This is a genomic window from Microvirgula aerodenitrificans DSM 15089, assembly GCF_000620105.1.
Taxonomy (GTDB): Bacteria; Pseudomonadota; Gammaproteobacteria; order Burkholderiales; family Aquaspirillaceae; genus Microvirgula; species Microvirgula aerodenitrificans.
In genome coordinates this window covers 24,937-29,472 of the sequence record NZ_KK211074.1, presented here as the reverse complement: position 1 = coordinate 29,472, position 4,536 = coordinate 24,937, and the positions used below count along the sequence as shown (strand labels likewise).

The following is a 4,536-nucleotide window of genomic DNA, read 5'->3' as shown; positions in this document are numbered from 1 at the left end:
TCCACATACCACGGTGCGGGCGATGGCAGTTTTAGTGATGCTGCCAATGCGCCAGTACCTCGGTACGCAGGGCTGAGTCCTGATACGTCCAGCCGTAGGCCCACTCGCGCAAGGCTGACTGGATGAAGCGTTCAGCCTTGCCATTGGTCTGTGGTCGATACGGCCGGGTGAATGTGTGTTTGATCTCCAGTTCGATACAGGCCCGCCGGAACTCATGCGAACGAAAGGCGGCGCCATTGTCCGTCAGCAATCGTTTCACTTTCACGCCCAACCTAGCGTAGTAGGCCACCGCATTGTGCAGGAACAGGACGGCCTGTTCTCTCTTCTCATCCGGATGCATGGCAGTGAAAGCCAGTCGGGTGTGGTCATCAATGGCGATAAACAGGGTTTCCCAGCCGGCCCCGTCGACCGAATCGCGGCGGTTTCCTGTCACCCGGTGGCTCGGACGCATAATACGGCCGAGTTTCTTGGTGTCGATGTGCAGCAAATCCCCTGGCGCATCCCGTTCGTAACGCACAACGGGCTCGGCCGGTTCCAGATCGCTGAGTCGGGACATGCCGGCGCGAGCCAGTACCCGGCTGACGGTGGAAGAGGAAACGCCCACGCTGTGGGCGATGCGTGCCTGCAGCAGGCGGCGCTGGCGCAGTTCGACAATGAGCAAGGCCGTGGCCGGACTGATAGCGCGAGGCGAGTGTACGGGACGAGAAAAAGCGTCTGCCAGTGCGGCTTCGCCGCCGGCCAGAAAGCGGCCCAGCCACTTTCTGGCGGTCTGACGCCATGACAGGAGGCCGCCAGGATCGCACTGACGCCACATTGGGTCATTTGCTGCACCATTTCCAGACGACGAGCGAAGGTAAGTCGGGCACGCTTATGGGTGTTCGTCCGGCTGGGCTCCTTGAGGGCTGGGGGTTTGGCGATTTCCAGTCTCTCAGATCCAGTCCGGATGGGCACTGAATACAACCCATTGAAGCATCACAGCTAGTACGTTCGAAGCATGAAATATTGGGCTAGTTCAAATGTAACAATCAGAGCATCGATATCCGACAGCGCCTAATCAGTTAGAAATCAACAGTTACGAATTCAATGGAGTCAGCCTCCCGATGCCTGGAGCATGAAACGGTTCGTCAATCCTTTGAGGCTGGGCGCCCTAGGCCAGGAAAGCATGGCCGGTTGCTCTGTTATGCGCGTGCGCATCGAGTCGTCTGCGGAGCCTCACCCCTGACGGGCTTCCATCGTTCCCACGCAGAGGCCAACGAAATCGTGCTGCTGAACTCGCACGTACGACAGACCGCACTTTCGCCTATTCCAGATTTTTTCACCCACATATCACCCACCCGGTAACAGGCAGTGACACCCCGTCACTGCCTTCCTCTGCCTGCCCTGGCTCACCACCAGGGCATTTTCCGGGAGTCTGATATGTCTCATCTTATCGAAACCATGGTCTACGTCGGCCAAGTCCCCTGGCACGGCCTCGGCAACCCATTGTCCGCCCAGCAACCGCTGGACGTCTGGCAGCGCGAAGCCGGCATGGACTGGACCATCGAGCACAGCGACGTGCTGTTTGAAGTCGCAGGCGGCGAGTCATTGTTGCGCCCCTACCCGGACAGCAAGGTGCTGTACCGCTCCGACACCCTGGCACCGCTGTCGGTGGTGTCCAAACGCTACAAGGTGGTGCAGCCGCAGGATGTGCTGCACTTCTATAACGATCTGGTCTCAGCCGGCGGCTTCGAGCTGGAAACCGCCGGGGTGCTGAAAGGCGGACGCAAGCTGTGGGCGCTGGCGCGTACCGGGCAGGAAACCGTGCTCAAAGGGGGTGATCGGGTCAAAGCCTATCTGCTGCTGGCGACCAGTTGTGATGGCACTTTGTGCACCACAGCCCAGTTCACCTCGGTGCGGGTCGTCTGCAACAACACGCTGCAGATGGCAGTGGGCGAGCGCAGCGGTGCGGTCAAGGTACCGCACTCGACCGTGTTCGACCCGCGTCAGGTCAAGGAAGCGCTGGGCATCGGTCTGTCTGGCTGGGAGGCGTTTATTGGTCAGATCAAGGCACTAAGCCGGCGTCCGGTCTCTGCTGACGAAGCCCGCGTGTTCTTCCATGACGTACTGGACGAAGCCCCAGTGGAAGACACCGTGGCTTCGCGTGCCTGGCAGCAGCTCGAACGGTTGTATGCTGGCGCTGGCATGGGGGCAGAGCTGCCCGGCGCGCGCAACACCGCCTGGGGCCTGGTCAATGCGATGACCGAGTACGTTGACCACCACCGCCGGGCGCGCAGCCAGGACTACCGACTGGATTCGGCCTGGTTCGGTCAGGGGTCGCTGTTGAAGCGCAAGGCGCTCGACCAGGCGCTGGTTCTGCTCGATTAGGCACGGGCCAGCCGGCTCACCAGCCGTTCAACCAGTTCGACCACCAGCTCACGATCTTCAGCTCCCAGTGTCGACAGCAGCCGGCTGACGCGATGCTCCTGGTCCAGCGGACGGTTGCTCGACTCACTGAGCAGGTCCGATGTCTCACAACGAAAAATCTGCGCCAGCTCCACCAGCCGCGCCACCGTCGGCATGACGATGCCGCGCTCAATGCGCGACACCGCTTCATTGCCAATTCCCAGCCGCTCGGCCACCTCATCCTGGGTCAGATTCACCGCCTGGCGATGGCGGGCAATGCTTTTGCCTACCCGCTGCGCCAGCGTCTTCATATCCGGTTCCGCCATTACGCCCTCCAAGTCAACCTTGATAGTTGACTACCACCCCGTTGACATGAAGGTGTTGTAAGGTTGAAATACAACCCAATGAGTTGAATAACGACTTCCAGATATGTGGCTGGCCTTCCCCTCCTGCCACAAGAAAGGTATTCCCATGAATGAATGGCACTACGAAAAGAATGGCCAGCGCCATGGCCCGATCAGCACCGAGGCCATGCAGACCTTGATCGAACACGGTGCCCTCGACAGCCAGACTCTAGTCTGGGCCAGCGACCTCACCACCTGGCTCCCCCTTGCCAATACGCAGTTAGCGGTTCACCTGCCCCACAGCACACAGCCGCCGGCACTGCCAGCCAGCCACATCAGCAACACGGTGATCTGGGTACTTGCCCTGGCGCCCCTGCTGGGACTGCTACTGGAATCCGCCCTTGCCGGCATGCGTGCACAGAGCGAACTGACCGTCGATTACGAAGTCACCCAGGCCCTCAGCAGCGGCCAGTACTGGTACGTCACCCTGCTGCTCAATTGCGGCTTGTCCCTGTGGGACGAGCGGCGACTGAAAGCCGCCGGGGTCGACACCGCCGCCTTCGGCAAGCTGGTGCTGCTTGTTCCGGTCTATCTGTGGAAGCGCGCACAGTCGCTGCGCCAGCGCCCGGCCTATTTCTGGACCTGGCTCAGCCTGTTCGGTCTGAGCCTACTGATCACACGCTAACGGAGGGGTCCCATGTTCAACCAATGGCCCGCTCTGGGCGACGAAGAACCACCATCCAGCCCCAAGCCGGATACCTCGGCCGGGCTGTTTGATCAGCTCAGTCCCCATCTCACTGCCCTGACAGCCGAGCAACGGGAAGCCGTGCGAGCGCGTATCCGCCAGGTCGTGCAATACCAGGCGGTCGTCGGCGTACTCGGCAAGACTGGCGCCGGCAAGTCTTCGCTGTGCAATGCGCTGTTCGGTCAGGAAACGGCCTGCGTCAGTGATGTTGAAGCCTGCACCCGCCATCCGCAGGAGATCACCCTCAGCTATCAGAACGGCAAGGGGCTGTCGCTGCTCGATGTACCTGGTGTGGGCGAAAGCACCACCCGTGACGCCGACTACACCGAGCTGTATGCCAGCCTGATGAAAGAGCTCGATCTGATCCTGTGGGTGATCAAGGCTGACGACCGGGCGCTGAGTGTGGACGAGCAGGTTTATCGCGACATCGTGCAGCCCTATGCCGACCAGCACCAGGTGCCGGTGATCTTCGTCATCAACCAGGTCGACAAGATTGAGCCGAGCCGTGAATGGGACTGGCAGCGCAATCTGCCCAGCCCCCGTCAGGCCGCCAATATCGAGACCAAGCGCGCCAGCATCAGCCGGCAGTTGGGTGTTTCCCCCAGCCAGGTATGTGCCGTCTCCGCCGAGGCAGGCTACCAGTTGGTGGCCTTGATCGACACCGTCATCAGCGTGCTGCCGGCAGAGAAGCGCTGGAGCATCACCCGCGAGGCGCGGGAGGAACACGTCTCAAAAAAGTCCCGCCAAGCGGCAGAGCAAGGGCTGTGGGAGAGCATCAAGTCTTCACTGCTCGGCATCGTGGTTCGTGAAGTCGCTATTCCCCTCGCGAACCGGGCGTTCTCCGCCTTTCTCAACTTCTTCCGCCGCTAACACCAAGGCCCGGGTCGGCTCATGCCGGCTCGGGCCTGTTGTCTATTTAAAATGAAAGAAAGGTTCCACCATGAAGAAATATCTCCTCCTGCTCGCAGCCCTGACCGTCGCCGGCCAGGCTCAAGCCTTTGGCGAAAACGGCCGCTGGTCCAGTGGTTGGGGACAAGGTGTCAGTGAATACGTCGTGGTCAGCGG

The 4,536-nt window shown here is 60.9% G+C and carries 4 protein-coding genes and 1 pseudogene; 3 read left to right on the top strand and 2 right to left on the bottom strand.

From position 1 onward, the window contains the following. Positions 1–34: 34 nt before the first annotated feature. Positions 35–834: pseudogene (locus Q352_RS22090) on the bottom strand (IS481 family transposase); the annotation flags it as partial. A gap of 582 nt (positions 835–1,416) precedes the next feature. Here Q352_RS22090 and Q352_RS0119255 point away from each other — a divergent pair. Continuing rightward, complete coding sequence (locus Q352_RS0119255) at positions 1,417–2,364, top strand: DUF932 domain-containing protein (protein ID WP_028500713.1); 948 nt, start codon at positions 1,417–1,419, stop codon at positions 2,362–2,364. Here Q352_RS0119255 and Q352_RS0119250 read toward each other — a convergent pair. Then, positions 2,361–2,708: a helix-turn-helix domain-containing protein gene (locus tag Q352_RS0119250; protein ID WP_028500712.1), complete on the bottom strand. Its 348-nt coding sequence runs from the start codon at positions 2,706–2,708 to the stop codon at positions 2,361–2,363. The genes Q352_RS0119255 and Q352_RS0119250 overlap by 4 nt on opposite strands. A gap of 145 nt (positions 2,709–2,853) precedes the next feature. On the opposite strand from Q352_RS0119250, the gene Q352_RS0119245 reads away from it, so the two are divergent. Next, positions 2,854–3,411, top strand: coding sequence for a DUF4339 domain-containing protein (locus Q352_RS0119245; RefSeq protein ID WP_028500711.1), 558 nt, complete (start codon positions 2,854–2,856; stop codon positions 3,409–3,411). Positions 3,412–3,423: 12 nt separating this feature from the next. Continuing rightward, positions 3,424–4,341 carry a GTPase family protein gene (locus tag Q352_RS0119240; RefSeq protein ID WP_051529108.1) on the top strand — a complete coding sequence of 306 codons (918 nt, stop codon included), beginning with the start codon at positions 3,424–3,426 and terminating at the stop codon, positions 4,339–4,341. The last annotated feature ends 195 nt before the right edge of the window (positions 4,342–4,536 follow it).

Excerpts from the sequence above, each read along its gene's own strand:
- Q352_RS0119240 (WP_051529108.1), top strand. The coding sequence starts at position 3,424 with ATGTTCAACCAATGGCCCGCTCTGGGCGACGAAGAACCACCATCCAGC.
- Q352_RS0119250 (WP_028500712.1), bottom strand. The coding sequence starts at position 2,708 with ATGGCGGAACCGGATATGAAGACGCTGGCGCAGCGGGTAGGCAAAAGC.
- Q352_RS0119255 (WP_028500713.1), top strand. The coding sequence starts at position 1,417 with ATGTCTCATCTTATCGAAACCATGGTCTACGTCGGCCAAGTCCCCTGG.
- Q352_RS0119245 (WP_028500711.1), top strand. The coding sequence starts at position 2,854 with ATGAATGAATGGCACTACGAAAAGAATGGCCAGCGCCATGGCCCGATC.